This window comes from Entomomonas moraniae (assembly GCF_003991975.1).
GTDB classification, from domain to species: Bacteria; Pseudomonadota; Gammaproteobacteria; order Pseudomonadales; family Pseudomonadaceae; genus Entomomonas; species Entomomonas moraniae.
In genome coordinates, this window is record NZ_CP029822.1 from 1,809,021 (window position 1) to 1,831,141 (window position 22,121).

The following is a 22,121-nucleotide window of genomic DNA, read 5'->3' on the forward strand; positions in this document are numbered from 1 at the left end:
AGGGGGATAGCTTACAGATCTTTTGGTAATTGATCTACCAGTGTCATCGACACATTTTTGGCTTGTTGAATAACACGTGCTAATAGTGCCTGATCAGAAGCTACAACACAAAGAATCATTGGATAGTGTACATAAGGAATATCCATGACTATCAAAAAGCCACCGTCACTTTCAATCATCACATGTCGATATTGTTTACCCATTTCGGCTTCTAGTGTTGCCATGCTACCAATTGCAGATAACGAGCTAGATAGCGCAGAGAGCTTATTGATATTGGCTTGGTAAGTATATTTCGAAGACACTTCAAACCCATCCGCTGTTGAAATAATCGCAGCATTAACACTTTTTACATTAGTTAGTAATAAACTAAGTAGCTCTTCTGAGATATTTTGTACTATATCTGAAATACTATCATCTGACATTATTGTTAATCCTTAGTCTCCAATTGTGTTAGTAAAATATCTAACACATTCAATACTTCTTCCTTTTTTCGTACATCCACACCAATAATTGGACATATCACATTATAAGAAGCTGCCACATCAGCGAAATCATCTAACGATGGGGACTCATTCGGTTTCATTCTACCGACGCAAACAACGCTTCCAGTTGCCTTTATCAGATCAGCAAAATTATCTAAATAAATTTTTAAATCAGCAAGAGGATTAGGCCGTGTATGATCAATTAAAATAATAACGCCCATTGCCCCTTGAGCCAGAGTACGCCACATAAAAGAAAAACGCTCTTGCCCCGGGGTTCCATAAAGACGCAAACGTTCTGTTTCACTAATAGTAATCTGGCCATAATCAAATGCAACTGTCGTTAACTCTTTATCAAAAGACTTGTCTGTATTTTTTACATCTGTGGAAATAGGGGGAATTTCACTGATAGACGAAATCAGCGTTGTTTTACCTGCACCAACTGTACCAGTAATAATAAACTTATATTCAATCATAAAGGGATTACTTCCTTACGAGCCCCAATGCTGCACGTATCCTATACAAAATCCCTTTTCGTTTTGACGTATTAGTGTTTATTGGTTGATCGCTCACGTCTTCACTATTTGAAACTATTTGATCAACATATTCAGCAACATTAACAGAGACTACCGCATCAAAAAAACGCTGACAGACGGATACTGGTAAATCGGATTGCTTTGCCATATCACTTACAGACATTGGCATATTAATGACCATCGAAGCTAAAATGGCATTGCCGGGATGCTGTTGGATAAGGTCAGCCTTTGGCCAACGTAATAATTTTATACGAGGACTTTTATCCTCTGCTTGAATTGGCAAATTTTCTATTAAATCCTCTACCATATTTTGCCTAACCATTTGAAGAGCATTATCTTTAGAGAGATCATCATCAGAGGGGCTATTGATAAGACTATCTTTCTCATCTATAAGATTAACGTCTTTATCTTTAACGGACTTATTATTAAGTTGTGAATCATCTACTATTTTATTAACCATAACCTCTGGCATTTCAGACACCACATCCGTTAGTGTTGGTGGAGCTAAACGGATTTCCTCTTTTAGATTAACTGAATCAGAAATAGGTGAAAAAGTAGATATTTTGTTACTTAAAGGGTCACTTCGTTCGACAGTAGGATTAAGCTTCAAATTTACAACTTTTTTAGCATAAACTTGCTCTTGTTCAAGACTTTCCACCAGCTCTAATGAAAAAGGTTTAGCCTCTTTTTTTGCTTCTAATTTATTAGCTTCAAGTTCTAAATCAAGCGTTTTAAATAGTTCAAGATGGGTTATGACACCTTCATCATTCTTTTGATCATCTCGCTTATTTTCTTCGGCTAACGCTGTTGGCTTAGTTGTAACAAAATCAATCATTCCATCTCGATTTAATAAAGGATTAATAGAGGAAGCTTCTTCCGGCATGATTTGTTGCTTTGAACCATTAGGTTTAGCCAAATGGCTAGCTGCTACATAATTTAATGAAAACTCTGTTTGAATGTAATTTCTTTCAATCTCAGAGAGTCGATCAACTAACTGTAATGCCCTAATAGGCAAATCAATACGCACCAAAGCACGTGCATTTTTAGGATAAAACATATCCCCTAATACGCAAACAACTTGCTCTTTTGTGATTGTGGCAAAAGGATCAACGCTGGGATCACTCGATTTTTTTACATCACTACCTACCATAACAACGCGTGCATTGCTACCATTATTAATCCACTTAAAACCATCATTTGAGCTATACAACGCAATAATAGAATGAATAAGAATTTCTTCACGGCGGCTAAGATAAATAGTAGTGTAATGAATAAAATTATTTTCAATGGCCATTAACAAACGTATCCTGTTTATACCTTATCAATTTTTAATAAAACTATAAAACACCCAATCCTTATGAGAGAAAAGATAAAGTGCCTTGACTTAAACTAAATAAAGTTTACTCACTCCAATGGTGTTATTCTAACATCTCTAATGATCTAATTCCTTAAAAAATAGTGAACTTCAAGATCTTTTTCAGCATTTGATGCCAAATAGCACTTATTAATAGCTAAAAACTTATATTTTATATAAAATGGCTAAGTAGAATAATTCACTTCTTATTCAAATAATGTAGTTGAAACATGAGCAATATAGAAAAACAACAAACAACACCAAAAAAACAGCATATTGTCGTTGTAAAAGTCATCAGTGCAATGACACTTTTTCTATTGGGCCTTCCTTTTTTAATGTTTCTAGCGACAAGCTACTATACAACAAAAGGGTTAGCTATGGATGTCTACTTAATGGGACAAGAATATACCAATAAAGTGGACCAATTTTATAAAGAAAACAACGCTTGCCCCGCCAACCAAGACATTATATCCGTTATTACAGAACTAGATATTACTGAAAAGATCAACTTCCTAGCAGATGCAAAAGGCAATACCTGCTATATTGCATTGTCTCTCAAATCATTAAACGGAACATTTACTAATAAAGTCATGGTGCTAGGCAAAACATTTAATACACAACTAACAACCAACACGGCTTGGAATTGTTACTCGAATATTCATTCTATTTATTTACCCAAAAATTGCTCAACAGATATGCCAAAAAACACACAAATCAATAAATAATCGAAAAGCAACTATTCTTGACGTTCTACTTCACAAAGCAAAGGATGCTCATTATTTCTTGAATACTCATTAACCTGCATAGCCTTTGTTTCAGCAATATCTTTTGTATAAATACCGCATAATCCCTTTCCCTCTGTATGAACTTGCAACATAACACGGGTTGCTTTTTCATTGTCCATAGCAAAAAAAGTCTCTAAAACATCAACTACAAAATCCATTGGGGTATAATCATCATTTAAAATAATGACTTTATACATAGAGGGCCGCTTTAACTCAGGCTCAATGTACTGAGTAAACACATTATAATCAGCCTCACGCTCCCATTCATCATTACTCTGACAAAAAATCTGTTCCATTGATCGGTCACTTACCATTTTGATAACTAATTATAAAAAGGATTAATTCGCTTTATTATACTAAAAGCATTCACTCACAAGGTCAATATGCAACTATTTACGTTGCCCCGTTATACGAACCCATCCCTCTTTTACAACAACACGGGATAAATTAAAATAAGCTTCATAAGCATTACAAACCTCAATTGCCTGCTCTTCTAAAATACCTGATAAACAAATCCAGCCATTTGATCGTGTTAACATAGCTAACTGAGGCGATAGTGTCACAAGCGGCCCAGCTAAAATATTGGCTAAAACAATATCAGCAGTAACATCCGGCATTTTTTCAGGCAAATAAGTTTCTAAACTCTTTGCAGGTATATGGTTGCGTTTAGCATTCTCTATTGTTGCTTCCAAGGCTTGCTTATCAATGTCGGTCGCCACAACCTTGTTAGCACCTAACAGTAATGAGGCAATGGCTAAAATCCCTGAACCACAGCCAAAATCAATCACATCAATTCCCTCTGGCATATACTGATCCAGCCACTCCAAGCAAAGTGCAGTTGTTGGATGTGTACCTGTTCCAAAAGCAAGACCGGGGTCTAATAGTAAATTAACTGCGTTAGGATCGGGGGCATCACACCAACTTGGTACAATCCAAAGCCGCTTACCAAAACAAAGCGGCTTAAAGCTATCCATCCAACTGCGCTCCCAGTCTTGGTCAGACAGTATCTCTAACTCATATTCAGGTAACTCGCCCAATGTCTGAACAAGAGAAAATAATAGCTGATCAGCAGAAGTATCCCCTTCAAACAATGCTAATAAATGAGTATTTTTCCATAACGGTGTTGTTCCCAACTCAGGCTCAAAAATAGGTTGATCCTCAGCATCCATAAAAGTCACAGACACAGCACCACAACCTAATAAAATATCTTCATAGTTTGCTGCTTGCTCAGGTGTAATTGCTATCTTTAATTGTAACCAAGCCATAAACCATCCTAAATAAATTTTCAAAAAGTATTTAAGCCATACTTAATAAAAAATAGAAACTCATTATTTAATTTTTATAGCCGACTTAAAGAGGGCTATAGATTAATTTCTATTATAAAATAAACCTAAATAAAAAACGTCTATTCTTTCCAGTAAACTCTAAATCTTTTCTAATACTATGATAAATTCATTAAGTTATCCAACAAACTTTTAGATGCACTAACATGATAAGTATTGATTATATCACACTAACTGCAGGGAACTACGGTACAGGTAAAGGAAGCTTCTCCAGAAAAAGGTTTTATATGATAGGAGCAGGCTTTATAAAATCACTACTCGGCATTAAAATATCTGAAGTGGAAAATATTGAAGTTAAAGATAAATCAACGGAGGACGCTATCCTCGCTGTATATTTTAAGAATGGTAAAAAATTCTATTCCTCACCAATATATCAGCTTATACAAAAATTAGGGCAGACTATGAAGCACTGAAATTCTAATCTATGGAATATGCATCATAAAAAACCCCGCAAACCTAATGATTAAATTTGTGGGGCTTAGCAATAACGTATCAAACTATCATTTTTTTGAGCTTAACTTATGCTCTAAGTAATGAATATTAACGCCACCTCGACAGAATCCTGGGTCACAAACCAATGTTTTATGTAAAGGCGCATTACTTTTAATGCCATCAATCACTAATTCATCCAATGCATTACGCATGCGCGCCAGAGCTTCATCACGATCGGCCCCATAAGTAATCAATTTACCAATGAGCGAATCATAATTTGCAGGTACGCGATAACCATCATATAAATGAGAGTCAACACGAATGCCATTACCGCCTGGGGCATGGAAATAACGCACCAAACCAGGAGAAGGCATAAAGGTATCAGGATCCTCTGCATTGATACGACACTCAATAGCATGACCACGAATGACAATATCTTTTTGCTTAATCGATAACTTCTCGCCACCCGCAATACGTAACATTTCTTTTACGATATCAATCCCCGTTACAGCCTCAGTAACAGGATGCTCAACTTGAACACGAGTATTCATTTCAATAAAATAGAAATTACCATCTTCGTATAAAAATTCAAACGTACCCGCACCACGATAGCCAATATCAATACAGGCCTGAACACAACGTGCCTGTACTTCATGACGGGCCTTTTCATTAATATAAGGAGCTGGGGCCTCTTCAATCACTTTTTGATGACGGCGTTGTAATGAACAGTCACGATCACCTAAATGAATGGCATTGCCTTGTCCATCAGATAGTATCTGTACTTCAACATGGCGTGGATTAACAAGAAATTTTTCTAAATATACTACAGGGTTACCGAATGCAGCTTCAGCCTCTGTACGCGTTAAACGGGCTGACTTAATTAAGTCTTCCTCTTTATGTACAACACGCATACCACGGCCGCCGCCACCACCTGCTGCTTTAATAATAACAGGGTAACCTACTTCTCGGGCAATTTTTAAAGCTTCTGCTTCATCTTCAGGCAAAGGGCCATCAGAGCCAGGTACAGTAGGGACACCCGCTTTTTTCATCGCATGCTTAGCAGATACTTTATCACCCATTAAACGAATAACATCTGCCGTAGGGCCAACAAAAGTAAAACCTGAGTTTTCAACTTGCTCAGCAAAATCAGCATTTTCAGCTAAAAAACCATACCCAGGATGAATAGCCGTTGCACCCGTTACCTCTGCCGCCGCAATAATTGCAGGAATATGCAAATATGACTTAGCCGCAGGAGCAGGCCCAATGCAAACAGACTCATCAGCAAGACTTAAATGCATAAGCTCGCTATCTGCTTTTGAATAAACAGCAACTGTTTTAATGCCTAACTCTTTACATGCACGTAAAATACGTAAAGCGATTTCACCGCGATTAGCGATTAATACTTTCTCTAGCATGGCTAGTCCCCTTACCTATTAAACGATTGTAAATAGTGGTTGATCGTATTCTACAGGCTCACCATTTTCAACAAGAATTGAGTCAATAACACCACTCACTTCTGATTCAATATGATTCATCATCTTCATTGCTTCAACAATACAAAGAACATCGCCTTTCTTAACAGTTTGACCAACTTCTACAAACTTTGGTGCTGTAGGTGATGGTGAACGATAAAATGTTCCCACCATTGGAGAACGAACAACAGTTCCTTTGAGTGATTGAGAAGGTGCAACCTCTGGCGCAACTGGAGAAACGCTAACAGGGGCAGGAGCTACTGGGGCAGCTTGAACGGGTGCTGCAATATATTGTTGAGCACCTCTATTCATATTACGACTAATACGAACAGATTCTTCATTTTCATGAATCTCTAATTCATCAATACCTGATTCTTCTAATAATTCGATTAATTTCTTAACTTTACGTATATCCATTATATTTAACTCTCTGGTTATTTATGTTGTTTAACTTGTTCAATGGCTGATTGCAAAGCAAAGAGATAACCTCGGGCACCGAGCCCGCAGATAACTCCTACAGCCACATCTGAAAAATAAGAATGGTGACGAAAAGGTTCACGTTTATGCACATTACTTAAATGAACCTCTATAAAAGGGATATCAACCCCCAATATTGCATCCCTGATAGCAACACTCGTATGCGTGAATGCTGCTGGATTAATAATAATAAAGTCAATCGCCTCATCACGAGCAGCATGAATACGGTCTATTAATTCATACTCTGCATTGCTCTGTAAATAAGACAATTGATGACCATGCTCATGAGCATAAGCCTGTAATTCTGTATTAATTTGAGCCAGTGTCGTATAACCATACACACTAGGTTCTCGAGTACCCAATAAATTTATATTAGGTCCATGTAAAAGTAAAAAAGAAGCCACGGCTATCCCTTTATTCTATCTATTATCACAAGGCGTAATCCAACGGTTCATCTGCTACTTCAATGCTCTAGTTCTTGAAGATACAAACAGAATAACCGAAATTCGTCGCATTTTAACGTATTTATTTACAAGCCGCACTACTTTTTTTAGTATTTATTAATAAAATTGATAAGATCGGTGAATATCAACAATAGTTTACTGATTATACCGACTTACTTGGGACAAATGGCTTAAAAACTCTTTTTTTGATATTTCGCCCACTATACGTAAAGAAGATAACTCTTTTCCCTCTTTATCAAAGAATAAAATAGTAGGAGGACCAAATACTTTATATGCATTTTGTAACTGACGATGCAAAGAGGTTGTATTAGATAAATCAATGCGGATCAACTGATAATCAGATAATGCATTGATTATATCAACTTGTTGAAAGACTTCATGCTCCATCTTTACACAAGCAATACACCAGTCAGCAGTCCAGTCAACCACAGCTAGCTTATCTTGTGCTTGAGCTTGCTCTAATAGATGATTTAATTCTTGCTGATTATTAGCCACTTGCCAACTCAATGACTGCGTTACTCCTGAGGAAGTTACTACCGAATCAATATACAATGGCTGCAAAGGGTCTGTTTTTCCTTGAAAAGAGCCAACCCACGCTGCGATAGCATAAACAATCAAGAATAGCCCAATAAGCTGAGCACATTTTTGAGGTTTATTCTTCGTCTGAGAGAAGTCGAAAGTACCTATAAAAACAGCAATACCCGCGGCTAAACATCCCCATAAAGCCAATGCAATATAACCAAGGATAACACGTGATAAAAGATAAATAGCAACGGCAAGAAGCATTACACCAATAACATTACGCACCACCACCATCCACATGCCTGCTTTTGGTAAAAGCATGCTACCACCAGCTGCAATTACAAACAAGGGAACACCCATACCTAACCCAAGCGTAAATAAACTAATCCCCCCACCTACTGCATCACCCGTTGTACTAATGTGCAATAAAATACCTGCAAAAGGGGCACTCACACAGGGAGAAACCACAAGGCTAGAACAAACACCTAACACGGCAGCACCCAGAACTGAACCACCATGGGCTTTATCAGTAGCCTTATCTAATGCTTGAGTAATAAATGATGGCAACCTAAGTTCAAATACACCAAACATCGCTAATGCAAAAATAGTAAAGAAAATCGCAAAGGGAATTAATACCCAAGGTGATTGTAAACGTGATTGCAATCCAAGTTCCGCACCGAAAAGCCCAACCAACACACCAAATACAGCATAGGTTAATGCCATACTAACGATATAAACTAAAGCCAAGAAAATTGCTCTTACTCTGCGAACTTGCCCTCGCAACACGATACCAGCCAAGATGGGTAGCATTGGAAAAACACAAGGCGTTAAACTAAGCAATAAACCAAACCCAAAATAATACAATAAAGTTGTCCAAGAAATCACTGTACGATCTTGGTTAATAGATTTTTCACTAGTAATAGGTGGAGGAGTAACTGTGTCATGTGTATCTGCTGCTACTTTCACTGTCGAAATAATGCCATCAACATTAATATTTGCAGTTTCCATTGGGTAACAAAGCCCTTTTTCTGCGCAACCTTGATAGTTAACCTCGAGGTTAAAGCCCTGTCCTTTTGGATTATTCACAGGCACAACAATGTCTAAAACTGCGTGATAAGCTTCTATTTCCCCGAAGGACTCATCTTGTTTAATCTTTCCCTTGGGTAACTTGAGTTCACCAATAACTACTTGCGGGTTGTCTGTTTTAAAAGAAAAACGGTTTTTATAAAGGTAATAACCATCAGCAATAATATATTGTAAATGAACGCCTTGTTCATCAACCTTTTTCTTTTCCAAATGAAAAGCTTGCTCTGATGGTAAAAAATCCATTTGTGTAGCATTTGCCCCACCAAATACGCTATCCGTAGGAGCTGATTGTAAAAAACTGTCAGCAAATGCTGGAACCATAAAAATAACTAATAATAACGTTAATAATCTTTTCATTTGTAAAATCTAGTAAGTGAAACATAAACAAATCATAATAAACAAAACTGATTTAGTTTTGTTTATCTTTATGTTTAAAAGTATGACGAACTATTATTTTTGTAATTAATCTAAATAGCCTAAAGAGCGCATTGCACGTTCATCATCTGACCAGCCACGCTTAACTTTTACCCATAAATTAAGCATCACTTTAGAATCAAATAAAGTTTCCATATCAATTCTGGCCTCTTGCCCAATACGTTTTATACGCTCCCCCTTATCACCAATAAGGATTTTCTTCTGTCCATCTCGTTCAACTAAAATGAGAGCATGAATATGTAGGACAGCACCCTGTTGCTTAAACTGCTCTACTTCCACATTGACTTGATAGGGTAGCTCAGCACCAAGCTGACGTGTTATTTTTTCTCTCACAATTTCAGCGGCTAAAAAACGACTAGAGCGGTCAGTCAATTGATCCTCAGGATAAAAGTGTTCACCTTCAGGTAAGCATTGATTAATTAACTTCTCTAATGTTTCTAGATTTTGAGAATGTAACGAAGAAATAGGTACAATTTGCGCATCAGGAAGTTGTGCATGTAACCACTCTAGATGGGGTAAAAGCTCTTTTTTATCTTCCAAACGGTCTATTTTATTAACGGCCACAATGACCGGTTCTTTACTTAGCTTAACTTTATCAAGCACTAGTTCGTCTTCTTCAGTCCAACGGTTACGATCAACCACAAAAACGACCACATCGACATCACGTAATGCATTAGTTGCTGTTTTATTCATGTAACGATTCAGCGCTTTTTCGTTTTCTTTATGAAGCCCTGGTGTATCCACATAAACAGCTTGATTATCACCTTCTGTTTTGATCCCTAACATAGTATGACGTGTTGTTTGGGGCTTGCGTGACGTAATTGCTAGCTTTTGACCTAAAATATGATTAAGCAGTGTCGATTTACCCACATTAGGGCGTCCTACAATAGCCACATAGCCACAACGCTGTACTTGCTCTGTCATACTTTTTTACTCTCTAATAGTTCAAGCGCACGACCAGCGGCTTGTTGTTCTGCAATACGTCGGCTACTCCCTTTGCCACGTGTTTTTTTATCAATAATTTCAAGATAACACTCAATATAAAAGGTACGCTCATGCGGTTCACCCTCAATATTAGTAACCTCGTATTTCGGTAACTCTGCATTACGCGACTGAAGGAACTCTTGTAAACGTGTTTTAGGATCTTTGTTGGTGTCAACCAAAGTAAGATTCTTAAACTCATCTTCAAGCCAAACAAGTACACGCTCTTTGGCTTTTTCCATCCCGGCATCTAAATAGATAGCACCAATAAGTGCTTCTACGGTATCCGCCAAGATAGAATCTCGTCGAAAACCACCACTTTTTAACTCACCTGAACCTAAACGTAAATAATCGCCTAAGCCAAAATGACGTGCAATGATAGCTAACGTCTCACCTTTTACAAGCTTTGATCTCAAGCGTGATAACTGCCCTTCTTTTGCTTGTGGGAAACGCTCAAACAGCGCCTCTCCTGCCGCAAAGTTTAGGATTGCATCACCTAGAAACTCTAATCGTTCGTTATTTTTACTCGAAAAACTCCGATGAGTTAATGCTAATAGCATTAACTCTGAATCAGTAAATGAATGCCCTAGCTTCGTCGCTAGGGTCTTTAATGCTTGCTCATTTGTAGACATGTAATACTATTTTATAAGTCGATCATTAGAAAAAGAGGGTAAATGGCTTAATTTAGGATCAGGCCAATGCATCCAAACCATAAAGGCTTTACCCACGATATTATCCGCAGGAACCATATACATTTTGTCATCAAGTAATAAGTCGCTACAAGCTTTATTTGCCCAGCAATCACTTAGCGGTGCATCTTTAGCAATATAGCCCCGTTGTACTGCATAGTCTCTTATCCAGAAACGACTGTCCAACGAATTATCACGGTTATCGCCCATCATAAAATAATATCCTTCTGGCACAATCCATTCTTGATCTGGCTTAGAAGAAATACTATTGCGCGAAGGCATCTTATAGATCGCATGTGAAACGCCATCTAAATCTTCTGTATAAAGCTTATAATCAACAGCAATATCCCGTTGCTCTTCAGAACCTGAAATCTCATTACGAAGCTTAACTTTTTCTATAGTTTTAACAGTATCATCAAATGTTTCGCCAATTAGCTGACCATTGATGTATAGGCGCTTATCTTTATATTGGATACGATCACCTGGCACACCAATAACGCGTTTAATATAGTCGACATCAGGATTGGGAGGATAATGAAAAACAGCCACATCACCACGTTTTGGCTGACCAATAGGAATTATGACTTTATTAATCACAGGTAAACGTATGCCATAAGTGAACTTATTCACTAAGATAAAATCACCAACCTTTAAGGTAGGTAGCATAGAACCAGAAGGGATCTGAAAAGGTTCAACTAAGAAAGATCGCAATACAAAAACAACTAATAGCACAGGAAATATAGAACGAATAAACTCTAATACAGCAGACCCTTGTGATAACTCTTTAACCACTCTTTCATCAGGCGCTTCAACACTTTCTTTATAAGTTTTAACTGCTTCCTTACGTTTAGCCAAAAAAAACAAACGATTAATAACGACCACAATCAATGAGATGAGTGTAGCCAACGTTAAAATCAGCGTAAAATTAAAATAGCTGACCATTAATAGCACACTAAACACCATGATAACTAAAGGCCCCCATGAGTAAGTTAACTCAATATAAGCAGGTGGCTTTGTATTATTTTGTTGGCTATTTTCACTGATCTGTAATACAAATTTGTCCAACACCATCACAATAATAGCAATGACGGCGAGAACACCAAATATAACAAATAAATTCATTTCTTAATTCCTTAGCTATCTACTTTTAGTACAGCTAAAAATGCCTCTTGTGGGATCTCAACACTGCCCACTTGCTTCATTCGCTTTTTACCTGCTTTTTGTTTCTCTAAGAGTTTTTTCTTACGGCTTGCATCACCACCATAACATTTAGCTAATACATTCTTGCGCAATGCCTTTACAGTAGTTCTTGCAATGATCTGTCCACCCAAAGCAGCCTGAATAGCAACATCAAACATTTGCCTTGGGATAAGTTCCTTCATTTTTTCTGTTAATGCACGGCCTTTTTGCGCTGCACGATCTCGGTGAACAATCAGCGCTAAAGCATCAACTTTTTCACCATTAATTAGTACATCAAGTTTTACCAAGTTAGCTGCTTGGAAACGGTCAAAACTATAATCTAGAGAAGCATAGCCACGACTAACCGATTTTAAGCGGTCAAAGAAATCCAACACCACCTCATTCATCGGTAAATCATAGCTAACTTGTACTTGGCTACCCAAAAACTGCATATCTCGCTGGACGCCACGTTTTTCAATACACAAGGTAATCACATTTCCCAAGTGATCTTGAGGAACTAAAATATTAGCGCGTACTATGGGCTCGCGCATCTCATCAACCATCGAGGGATCAGGTAGTTTTGAGGGGTTATCTACATAAATAACTTCACCACTACTCATTACCACTTCAAAAACTACCGTAGGCGCTGTTGTAATAAGATCCAAATCATATTCGCGCTCTAAACGCTCCTGAATAATCTCCATATGAAGCATACCCAAGAACCCTATACGGAAACCAAAGCCCAAGGCATCCGAGCTTTCAGGTTCGTACTCTAATGCCGCATCATTTAGAGTAAGCTTTTGTAAAGCTTCGCGAAAATCTTCAAAATCATCTGAACTCACGGGGAATAATCCCGCATACACTTGTGGTTTAACTTTTTTAAAGCCAGGTAAAACAGCTACATCAGGTGTATTGGATAAGGTTAAAGTATCACCTACAGGTGCTCCATGAATGTCTTTAATACTAGCAATCACAAAGCCTACTTCACCCGCTTTTAATGACTCCGTCGCGGTATGCTTTGGAGTAAATACACCCACGCTATCTACTAAATGTGTTTTTCCTGTTGATTTGACAAGAATTTTATCACCCTTTTTAATCGAGCCATTTTTGACACGAACCAGAGAAACCACACCTAAGTAATTATCAAACCATGAGTCAATAATTAGTGCTTGCAGCGGCGCCTCAATTTCACCTTCTGGAGGTGGAATTGATTTAACTAATCTTTCTAATACATCATCGATACCTAAACCACTTTTAGCGCTGCAAACAACAGCATCCGTCGCATCAATCCCAATGACGTTTTCTATTTCTTCTTTGACACGTTCAGGCTCTGCTTGTGGAAGGTCAATTTTATTTAATACGGGCATAACTTCTAGCCCTTGCTCAATAGCAGTGTAGCAGTTCGCTACAGACTGCGCTTCCACACCTTGAGCAGCATCAACCACTAATAATGCACCTTCGCAGGCGGCTAATGATCGACTCACTTCATAAGTAAAATCCACATGCCCTGGTGTATCAATAAAATTTAATTGGTATTTATTGCCATCTTTGGCTTGATAATAGAGCGTCACACTGTGTGCTTTGATCGTAATACCACGCTCGCGCTCTAAATCCATAGAGTCTAGAACCTGCTCCTCCATTTCGCGATCAGCTAAGCCGCCGCACACTTGAATAAATCGATCTGCTAAGGTTGATTTACCATGATCAATATGGGCAATAATAGAAAAATTACGAATATGCTTTAAATCACTCACAGACTCTTACTCAAGAAATAGATTAATCAGAATAGTATAACTTAGTTTATTACAAGCTCGTTGTTTTATCATTTTACAAAACGCTACTGTAATAGTTGACTAAAAAATAGCGGCTAAGTGTAACCTATATCGATTCTACACACTAGCCACTATCCTACTTTTCGTACTTTTTATTCTGCGATCCTACAGATTACTCATTGATCATACTGCACTGATGATGCGATACGAAGCGCTGTAGAGGAAGGGATTTCTCCCACAGCAATAACCAAGTAGGGAAGTTTATTTGCGCCAATAACTTTACGAGAAATTAGTGTTGTTGCACCTGAATGTTTTTTTATATTGACCAATGCATCATTAGTTAATGGTTCAATAAAAATCGAGAAAGAAACAACACCATCACCATAGACTAAGTGATCATGCCCCTCTTTTTCATGAGCACTATAAACAAACATGAAGCCTTTAGGAATCCACCCTATTGTCCAGTTTGTTTTTTCACTATCTGTTTGCCTTTGTGCCACTCGTAGGCAGTTATTTAACGGTTTAACTTCCTCCTTACCTGCTAAATAAGTAAATTGCGAAAAGGCCCCTTGTTCTAAAAGCGTTTGGTTCTGGTCTAAGAAAACAAATTGTAGCGGTACAAATGTTTTTTTATCAAAAACCAACTTATATATATAGCGTTCCTTTTCTTTCGGCTTAAATATTAACTCATGCGTTGATAAACCAGCGGTTGTTGATTCATCCTTAGAAAGCGTTACATCGTAATAGTGAAGAATATTCTCTAGTTTATTTTCATCAATTGTTTGTAAAACGGTATTAGCACGGAACCGATTATTATAAGCTTTTGTAACACAACTAACCTTACCATTAACTTTTAGAAAACCTTCGTCCCTACCCTTTTCTCTCACCCAATGATGTACTTCACCATCGTCATTCAGTTGTTGATGAACATAAACTTCACTTTTATAGTCAGGCCGCTCATAATTAAAAACGCCACTGTAGGGATAAGTATTTTTCGCACTAATAATGCGCTTTATATAATACTGAGCATCAAATTCGTCATTGGCAAATGTAAAAGAACTTGTCACAAAAAAAACAATAAGACATAACTTCAAGTTTCTTATTGCAGGGGTTAGAGTTAACTGTTTAAAATCCCTCACACTACAAATTCCCCTTTACGTTAAAGTACTATAAAAAATAAAGCCCGTAATTACTTACTAGGCTTCATTATATCAATGCAGAATATAGATTATTGCTTACTTTGTGGTATTAAAGCCTTTTCTTCTTCGACAACAAGCCCTTGCCTTTCATGCTTTTCTAAAAGCTCAGTTATTTTTTTATCTACTTGTGGATCGGCTAAAGCCACATCCATTGCATTAAGAGAATCATCGCTACTTACATAGACCCTGTTTGCTCTATCTGAAGTGGAGTCATCACCAAAAAAATAAACTGAAGATAACGTAACTACTAAAATTGATGCCGCCACTGCAAACTTTCCAACATTTCGTCCCAAAATAGGCGTTTTTGGCTTAGCCTCATCAACTTCTTTTGCAATAGCTTCTGACACAGCAGAAACAATATCAAGTTTAGGGAAAACAGGTTCTTTATGCATTACAGAACGGGCTATTTGATAACGAGACCATGTAGCTAATAACTCTTCATCCGTACTAGTTAATACACGACGAATCTCTAACTCATCAGCCGCATTATCCATCATTGCTGATAATGAACTCTTTATTTTTTCATTACTCATCATGATACCTTTTTAAAATACTCATATAGCCTATAACGTTTAATTCTCTAATAGCGGTTGAAGTGCCTTATCGACAACTTCCCTTGCTCTAAAAATCCTAGATCTTACAGTCCCAACAGGGCAATGCATAACTTCTGCAATATCTTCATAACTCAAACCATCTGTTTCACGTAAAGTAAGTGCAACACGTAAATCTTCTGGCAATAAACTCACTGTTTTATGAACAACCTGTTCGACTTCATCTCTCAATAAATTGTTCTCAGGGGTATCAATGTCTTTAAAATTACTGCCAGCAAAATATATCTCAACATCCCCTGCATCCACATCTGTATCTGGTGGCCTGCGGCCTTTTGCAACTAAATAATTCTTTGCTGTATTAATTGCAATACGATATAACCAAGTATAAAAAGCACTTTCACCACGAAAGCTACTAATCGCACGATATGCTTTGATAAAAGCCTCTTGTGTAACATCTTGTGCCTCATGCATATCATGAACAAAGCGCAAAACTAAACTATAGATCTTATGCTGATATTTCAACACTAGCATATCAAATGCTTTTTTATCACCCTGCTGTATCCTCTCAACGAGTTGTTGATCTTGCTCTTGGGCTAACATGCATAATCCTCATTAACTGAGATATCAATGCATCCACTTAATCTATAATTATTAATTAGAAGATGCCATTTAAAAAAAGTTCAATTACCATATGAAATATAACAATATTTCTTTATAAATTTACCAAAACCATCGCTATCCCCCGTAGCGTAAATAAACTTTTAAACGTCGAAAATCATTCATAGGCATATTATCTGCCAATAAACAAAGCGTCTTAATACGCTTACTTTCCTCTACCCTAAACTGTAAAATAACCACCCACGATAAAACAACACAATGAGAAGTTAGCAGCTTAATAGGCTGCCATTGTTTTGTTGAGCTATAAATAAACCAATTATTTGAAATGCTACGCAGTGCTGTAAAAGATGAGGACATTTTAAATAATACAGACTTAACCGATACGGTCATTGAGTGGCAAGTGAACAGTATTATAAACAATACCTTCCACCCAATATTCCAAGATAAGTGCATAACAACCAACAAAGAAATACTATATAACATCAAAAAGATAATCAATAAATACGTTGAGAAACTCCAACGACACTCAAATAACGTATTATGACGGTTGAACACGGTCTAGAATTATCTTAACAATTCTTTTGAGGTCTGCATCCCCTGGTTCTTCACGTTGCATAAACCAACCAAATAAATCTTGATCTTCACACGTTAATAACTTCTTAAAGCTAGCTTGATCTTCTAGACTTAAGCTTGGGTAAACCTCTTGAACAAAAGGAGATAAAAGTACATCAAGTTCTAACATCCCCCTACGACACTGCCAATACAATTTTTTTAATTCTAATTCATTATCAGACATAATAAATAAAACCTTTTTAAACCATTATTATACACTTTTTATGAAATAAAATAGCCAACAAGATATAGCTCCTCATATAAATAACACATCGTTAACTATATAATCAGTGCTATACTTTATCATCATTATACTTTATCAATGAGTGGAATCGATTTATGCTAAACGCCTTTTTCTGTCTATTACCCCATGAATGTATTATCTCTATTAAAGGAGTAGATAGCAAAAAGTTTTTACAAGGCCAGTTGACATGTAATCTTGATTATCTTTCACCTGACAACGCTAGCTTAGCCGCTTGTTGTACATCTAAAGGACGCATGATTTCAAGCTTTAGAGTCTTAGAGGTAGAAACTAACCATTATTTATTGGTACTCGACAGAAACCTATTTGATAAACAACTCAATGAGTTTAAAAAATATGCCATCTTTTCTAAAGTTGTGTTCGAAGAAGCTAATCAATATTGGTCTCGCATAGGCTTAGAGGCCTCACTTCACACGCTGTCTTTTTTAAACATGACTATTCCAGAAGAAACTAATCAAGTTTCACGCAAAGAACAGCAACTACTTATTAAAATTAGTGAAAATCGCTTTGAACTTTGGATACAGAGTAATCGATTGCAACAGGTTTTAGAGGTGTTTCAGAAAAACATGGTCGAACAACCTTTAAACAATTGGTTACTAGGACAAATACAAGCGGGAATTGGCCAAGTTTTTTTAGAAACAACAGAGAAATTTGTACCTCAAATGATTAATTTACAATCATTAGGTGGTGTAAGCTTTAAAAAAGGTTGTTATATTGGACAAGAAATTGTTGCTCGTATGCAGTATTTAGGTAAGTTAAAGCAACACCTTTATCGTTTTACTACCGACCTTAAAGAGTTACCTTGTAAAGGTACTGCGCTGTATTCTAATGTACACCCAACCAGTGTAGGTGAAGTTGTGCTATCTGCTATAACAAGTGACAATAAAATAGAATTATTAGCTGTTGTAAGAGATGACGCGGCTATTGCTGATCTTTGGCTAGAAGGAAAGCCTGATTCATTACTGCAATCCCTGCCATTACCTTACACAATTAACTACGACGAAGAAATAAAACATTAATAAAAAAGGCCATAAAATGGCCTTTTTTATTACCTCACAACTATTATGGTCGTCTAATCACCGTTGGCGCTATATCGGCAGGAACATTATGACGAACAGGTGGATTATACTCTTCAGCAGGTGTTTGGCCTGTTAATTGCTCAACTACCTGATTAGTAACATCTTTACCCAATGCTTGTGAAACACTAGAAACTAACTTAGCTCGATTTAAAGTAACTTGTTTATCTAGACTATTAACCAACTTGAGGTCTTTAGCTTCACCCATCGCGGTAAAAGCAGCTTTAATTTCATAGGTACTTGCATTAATCAGGCTAAACTCAGCAACTACATTTAACGATAAAGATTTTGAATAGGTGTTTGTATGCTGAATATTCATCACATTATTATTGAATTGAATATCCGATATACGGCCAAACAACACATAGTCAGCACCTTTAAAATCACCCTTTTCAATACGCGCAATAATATCATTAATGTTTTCAAGCTCAGGGTCACCAGAATAAGGACGTCCTTGAATCAAATCAACTAGCCCTGTTTTTCTTAAATCACCCTTTATATCGCCAACAAATTTATGTAGCTCACGCTGCTCAATATAGGTATACGTACCTTCAACTTTATTATACTTCGAGTTTGAATTATCTGAATAATTACCGATCGTATTTCCATTATGAGAATTAACATTAGTATTATTATTAGAGTCAACAACATTAATATAGTCCTTTACCTGTTGCTCATATGCTAAATCCGTTACAGCAACCTTAGGCTTTGCCTCTTGAGCTAATACGCCAAAGGATAAAGTAGCCATCAATAATCCTGTTAATAGTTTCATAATCATTTACTCATCGATTTTCTGTTTTACGGATTTCTTTTTCATCCATCCACTCAGACAAGCCTGATTCTACATCAAATAACTCTAATGTAAATTTATAATAAACATCTTTAATCTTTTTTGACTTCTTGCTAATAGTTGTAATAGTTCCTTCTAAACGATATTTAGCTGCAATCATATTACCGGTTTTTGCAACTGTTGACTCTTTATATAAACCACTGTCATTTTGTAGTTTAAGTTGATCAACCTGGCTTTGCATACGTGTATTATCACTCGCAAAGCGCGCTACACCCGACTTCATTAACTGTGATTTAATTGAGTCAGTAATATTACGTGTATCAATGTACTGATCTGTTTTATTTTGTACATCATACACTTGTATCACTGGACGCCCACGTAATACACCCGATTGAGCAAGAGAACGCGCCATGTCAGTAGCAATCGTTTGTAAATCGGTTGAACCAAAATCGGTATTAACGACTTCTACTGCATTAGGGTCACCATAACTCACATCTCTCTCACCCCTAACCATTGGTGAGTTATCAGCACAACCTGCCACTATTAATGCAGCAGCTAAGAAAGAAATACTACGTAGTTTAAACATACACATACCTCATAAAAACATATAACAATTATGGCTCTTGAATTTCAATACGGAAATCAGTTGCTTCCATCATAGGGGCAATACTATTGATAAATGTTTTTTGTTTACCATAAATCAATTTACTTTTCCAATTTTCTTCATTTCCGACAGGAAACCCTTGATCATCTAGCCATTGAAAACGGTAATTAATATTTTGATTAGAGCTGGAAGTATTTTCAACGGCTACTTTAATCACTAAGAACCCATTTTGTCTGGATTTTTGAGCCTCCATCACTTCAATATTTTTAACCTTGCCCATTTCAACCAAGTTAGGATGCTTGTTATTAGAACAGCCCACTATCGTCAACAAGGCCATCAAAAACAAACCAACTAATTTTAATTGTGAACGCATCTTTCTTTTCCTTCAATTAAACAACCGTTTATATATAGAGTATAACAGGACTATCAAGGTCTATAAACTTTATTTCCTGTTTGTCTAAACTGAAATACATGATAACTATTACTAATCATTACATTAAACTGCTCGCCGTTTGGCAAAGTGATGGTTTGCGCCCCTTTCGGCAAGGTCAAGCGGGCAATAGAAATGCTGTCTGGCAATGTACGCCAAGTTCTTAAGTCTGGTTGCTCCAAAAACATACCAGCAACCCCCACGGCTAAGCCTGCCCAAGGGCTAACTTCCTTATTAAGCTGCTGCTGTGTTACTGCGCGAATTGTGGCTCGGCTCACCGTCCGTAAAATAATCATTGGTAACTCATCACGCAATGCTTTACGAGCCATTGCATTAATGCTAGTAATCTCGGTCAATGGATAATTACGCCCATTAATCATAATATTACTAAATGGCTGTGTATAACCAACATCTTCAATTACAGGCAATGAAATAGAAATTTGAATAATGCCATCATTCGTAGGAATCGGTAACGTCAAATTAAAGGCTTTTCTTCGTGGGGCAAAGCCAGATTCTACAACTACTAAGACATCGCTTTGATTAGCAGGGCGATCAATATTAGAGGTTAAGTTTTTTAATCCATCCTCTAACACTGGGATATTAGGTCGCAATTCAATAGCATTACGATATCCTGGAGCAGCTAAACTACGCTCACCTAATGCCTCATAAATAAAACCTGCTAAATAATGGCTAAACGCATTTTGGTAGCTATTTTTTAAATTGACCACACTGGGTGTATTCAGTGTCTCTATAGGATAACCATTTAAATCTTGAAATTTTGTGTTAATACCTTTTTCAGAGGCCAAGTCTTCTTCTTTCGAGTACAATAAATCATGTACTTGTTTTATCAGTGCCTCACGCTCATGGGTTTGAGTAATAGCAACACGGGCCGAAGCCCAATCATCCATGGCTAAAAAATTTAATGCCATCTGCGTTGTTAACATAACTTTTTCATAGTCATGGCCATCATAACGCATCACTTTGTCATTAACTATAAAGGCCATGACATTATTAACATACTGGGCTGGATTAATTTTAACTTGATCTTCCCACGCTTGAATTTGTTGGTTAGCATTCATCCAAACTGACTGGCTCGCCGGTAAGTCAGCTTTCAAGCGTAGCAACTCGCCTTTTTCAAAGAAAAACAATAAATCTTTATTATCTTTATTATTGTTGTCTAGGGTATTGATTGCTCCATCAATATTACCTGTATTAACTTGTTCAATAACAGCGTCTAGCTCTTGATTATAATTACGGAACGTAGCACAACTGGCTAAAAACAACAGTATTAAAAACACATAACTATTACGCCTTACCATGCTAGCTCACTTAATCTATGCCTATATCTTTTAATAGATGCGCTATTATAAACGATTAATTCTGAATAATACGTTTGCCTAACAAAAAAGTTTTACTCCAATAACTTTCATTTAAATTATTTAAACGTACAACACCACCAGAACTAGGTGCATGAACAAATCGGCCATTCCCTACATAAATACCAGCATGGGAAACTTTACGCCCACCACTGGTAGCAAAGAAGATCAAATCTCCGGTTTTCAAACTCTTTTTATTTACTGTTGGTTTTGTCAGACTACTCATTGCTTGAGTTGTACGTGGCAACTTAACGCCAGCCCCTTTATAGACATAGACAATAAGCCCACTACAGTCAAAACCAGAATCAGGTGTATTCCCTCCCCATGTATAAGGAGTACCTATTAAACTCATTGCGCTGATAGATACTTCATCAGCAGAAGCTGGAAAGCTTGCGGTCGTAGGATTCTTAGGTGTTTTTATATGGTTATTAGTGGAACACGCTGATAGTCCAAAAAAAACAATCAATAATAAAAACCTTTTTAGCATATAGCATGCCCCTACATCGTTCATTCTTTCAGTAAAAACTATACCTATAATATCATACGCCAATACAAAAGCCTAACTAGCTATTTTATATGGAGTATTTTAGTTTTATT

At 36.9% G+C, this 22,121-nt stretch carries 26 protein-coding genes; 3 read left to right on the forward strand and 23 right to left on the reverse strand.

Annotated features, from left to right (window positions below):
• Positions 1–11: 11 nt before the first annotated feature.
• Genes DM558_RS08610 through DM558_RS08620 form a run of 3 tightly spaced genes read right to left on the reverse strand, consistent with a single transcriptional unit; the run spans position 12 to position 2,309 of the window.
• Entirely contained in the window at positions 12–422 is a 411-nt protein-coding gene (locus tag DM558_RS08610) for a roadblock/LC7 domain-containing protein (protein WP_127163498.1), read from the reverse strand.
• Positions 423–427: 5 nt separating this feature from the next.
• Positions 428–955 carry a GTP-binding protein gene (locus tag DM558_RS08615; protein WP_127163500.1) on the reverse strand — a complete coding sequence of 176 codons (528 nt, stop codon included), beginning with the start codon at positions 953–955 and terminating at the stop codon, positions 428–430.
• 7 nt (positions 956–962) lie between these two features.
• Positions 963–2,309, reverse strand: a complete 1,347-nt coding sequence (locus DM558_RS08620; protein ID WP_127163502.1) for a hypothetical protein — start codon at positions 2,307–2,309, stop codon at positions 963–965.
• A 290-nt stretch (positions 2,310–2,599) separates the two neighbouring features.
• On the opposite strand from DM558_RS08620, the gene DM558_RS08625 reads away from it, so the two are divergent.
• Positions 2,600–3,094, forward strand: coding sequence for a pilin (locus DM558_RS08625; RefSeq protein WP_127163504.1), 495 nt, complete (start codon positions 2,600–2,602; stop codon positions 3,092–3,094).
• A gap of 11 nt (positions 3,095–3,105) precedes the next feature.
• On the opposite strand, the gene clpS is transcribed toward DM558_RS08625, so the two are convergent.
• Together clpS and prmA are read right to left on the reverse strand one after the other, a co-directional pair.
• Entirely contained in the window at positions 3,106–3,468 is a 363-nt protein-coding gene (clpS, locus tag DM558_RS08630) for an ATP-dependent Clp protease adapter ClpS (RefSeq protein ID WP_127163506.1), read from the reverse strand.
• Positions 3,469–3,543: 75 nt separating this feature from the next.
• Complete coding sequence (gene prmA, locus DM558_RS08635) at positions 3,544–4,419, reverse strand: 50S ribosomal protein L11 methyltransferase (RefSeq protein ID WP_127163508.1); 876 nt, start codon at positions 4,417–4,419, stop codon at positions 3,544–3,546.
• Between the two features lie 224 nt (positions 4,420–4,643).
• Here prmA and DM558_RS08640 point away from each other — a divergent pair, with 224 nt between their 5' ends.
• Positions 4,644–4,910 (forward strand): hypothetical protein, encoded by a 267-nt coding sequence (locus DM558_RS08640; protein WP_127163510.1) that lies wholly within the window; start codon positions 4,644–4,646, stop codon positions 4,908–4,910.
• A gap of 87 nt (positions 4,911–4,997) precedes the next feature.
• Here the strand turns inward: DM558_RS08640 and accC are convergent, their stop codons facing one another.
• The 13 genes from accC to DM558_RS08705 form a co-directional block, all read right to left on the reverse strand.
• Positions 4,998–6,344 (reverse strand): acetyl-CoA carboxylase biotin carboxylase subunit, encoded by a 1,347-nt coding sequence (accC, locus tag DM558_RS08645; RefSeq protein ID WP_127163512.1) that lies wholly within the window; start codon positions 6,342–6,344, stop codon positions 4,998–5,000.
• An 18-nt stretch (positions 6,345–6,362) separates the two neighbouring features.
• A complete protein-coding gene (gene accB / locus DM558_RS08650; RefSeq protein WP_127163514.1) occupies positions 6,363–6,818 on the reverse strand; it encodes an acetyl-CoA carboxylase biotin carboxyl carrier protein in 456 nt (151 codons plus the stop codon).
• Between the two features lie 17 nt (positions 6,819–6,835).
• On the reverse strand, positions 6,836–7,282 hold the full coding sequence (gene aroQ / locus DM558_RS08655) for a type II 3-dehydroquinate dehydratase (RefSeq protein WP_127163516.1): 447 nt from the start codon (positions 7,280–7,282) through the stop codon (positions 6,836–6,838).
• Between the two features lie 195 nt (positions 7,283–7,477).
• Positions 7,478–9,307, reverse strand: coding sequence for a protein-disulfide reductase DsbD (dsbD, locus tag DM558_RS08660; protein WP_127163518.1), 1,830 nt, complete (start codon positions 9,305–9,307; stop codon positions 7,478–7,480).
• Between the two features lie 105 nt (positions 9,308–9,412).
• Complete coding sequence (era, locus tag DM558_RS08665) at positions 9,413–10,309, reverse strand: GTPase Era (RefSeq protein ID WP_109702093.1); 897 nt, start codon at positions 10,307–10,309, stop codon at positions 9,413–9,415.
• Complete coding sequence (gene rnc / locus DM558_RS08670; RefSeq protein ID WP_109702092.1) at positions 10,306–10,998, reverse strand: ribonuclease III; 693 nt, start codon at positions 10,996–10,998, stop codon at positions 10,306–10,308. Before rnc ends, era begins: the two co-directional genes overlap by 4 nt.
• 6 nt (positions 10,999–11,004) lie before the next feature.
• A complete protein-coding gene (gene lepB, locus DM558_RS08675; RefSeq protein ID WP_127164850.1) occupies positions 11,005–11,997 on the reverse strand; it encodes a signal peptidase I in 993 nt (330 codons plus the stop codon).
• 191 nt (positions 11,998–12,188) lie between these two features.
• A complete protein-coding gene (gene lepA, locus DM558_RS08680; protein WP_127163520.1) occupies positions 12,189–13,988 on the reverse strand; it encodes a translation elongation factor 4 in 1,800 nt (599 codons plus the stop codon).
• A gap of 194 nt (positions 13,989–14,182) precedes the next feature.
• Positions 14,183–15,145, reverse strand: a complete 963-nt coding sequence (locus DM558_RS08685; protein ID WP_127163522.1) for a MucB/RseB C-terminal domain-containing protein — start codon at positions 15,143–15,145, stop codon at positions 14,183–14,185.
• Positions 15,146–15,234: 89 nt separating this feature from the next.
• On the reverse strand, positions 15,235–15,741 hold the full coding sequence (locus DM558_RS15950; RefSeq protein ID WP_323368253.1) for a sigma-E factor negative regulatory protein: 507 nt from the start codon (positions 15,739–15,741) through the stop codon (positions 15,235–15,237).
• A 36-nt stretch (positions 15,742–15,777) separates the two neighbouring features.
• Complete coding sequence (gene rpoE / locus DM558_RS08695; protein WP_109702088.1) at positions 15,778–16,356, reverse strand: RNA polymerase sigma factor RpoE; 579 nt, start codon at positions 16,354–16,356, stop codon at positions 15,778–15,780.
• Positions 16,357–16,491: 135 nt separating this feature from the next.
• Complete coding sequence (locus tag DM558_RS08700; RefSeq protein ID WP_127163523.1) at positions 16,492–16,929, reverse strand: protein YgfX; 438 nt, start codon at positions 16,927–16,929, stop codon at positions 16,492–16,494.
• Positions 16,913–17,170 carry an FAD assembly factor SdhE gene (locus DM558_RS08705; RefSeq protein ID WP_127163525.1) on the reverse strand — a complete coding sequence of 86 codons (258 nt, stop codon included), beginning with the start codon at positions 17,168–17,170 and terminating at the stop codon, positions 16,913–16,915. Before DM558_RS08705 ends, DM558_RS08700 begins: the two co-directional genes overlap by 17 nt.
• 155 nt (positions 17,171–17,325) lie before the next feature.
• Between DM558_RS08705 and ygfZ the strand changes: the two genes are divergently transcribed.
• On the forward strand, positions 17,326–18,267 hold the full coding sequence (gene ygfZ / locus DM558_RS08710; RefSeq protein WP_127163527.1) for a CAF17-like 4Fe-4S cluster assembly/insertion protein YgfZ: 942 nt from the start codon (positions 17,326–17,328) through the stop codon (positions 18,265–18,267).
• 43 nt (positions 18,268–18,310) lie between these two features.
• On the opposite strand, the gene DM558_RS08715 is transcribed toward ygfZ, so the two are convergent.
• Genes DM558_RS08715 through DM558_RS08735 form a run of 5 tightly spaced genes read right to left on the reverse strand, consistent with a single transcriptional unit; the run spans position 18,311 to position 22,011 of the window.
• Positions 18,311–19,096, reverse strand: coding sequence for a penicillin-binding protein activator LpoB (locus DM558_RS08715; protein ID WP_177412506.1), 786 nt, complete (start codon positions 19,094–19,096; stop codon positions 18,311–18,313).
• Positions 19,097–19,106: 10 nt separating this feature from the next.
• A complete protein-coding gene (lpoB, locus tag DM558_RS08720; protein WP_109702083.1) occupies positions 19,107–19,700 on the reverse strand; it encodes a penicillin-binding protein activator LpoB in 594 nt (197 codons plus the stop codon).
• A gap of 28 nt (positions 19,701–19,728) precedes the next feature.
• A complete protein-coding gene (locus DM558_RS08725) occupies positions 19,729–20,091 on the reverse strand; it encodes a YcfL family protein (RefSeq protein WP_109702082.1) in 363 nt (120 codons plus the stop codon).
• Between the two features lie 53 nt (positions 20,092–20,144).
• Positions 20,145–21,467 carry a COG3014 family protein gene (locus DM558_RS08730; protein ID WP_127163529.1) on the reverse strand — a complete coding sequence of 441 codons (1,323 nt, stop codon included), beginning with the start codon at positions 21,465–21,467 and terminating at the stop codon, positions 20,145–20,147.
• A gap of 55 nt (positions 21,468–21,522) precedes the next feature.
• Positions 21,523–22,011, reverse strand: coding sequence for a C40 family peptidase (locus tag DM558_RS08735; RefSeq protein ID WP_127163530.1), 489 nt, complete (start codon positions 22,009–22,011; stop codon positions 21,523–21,525).
• Positions 22,012–22,121 lie beyond the last annotated feature (110 nt).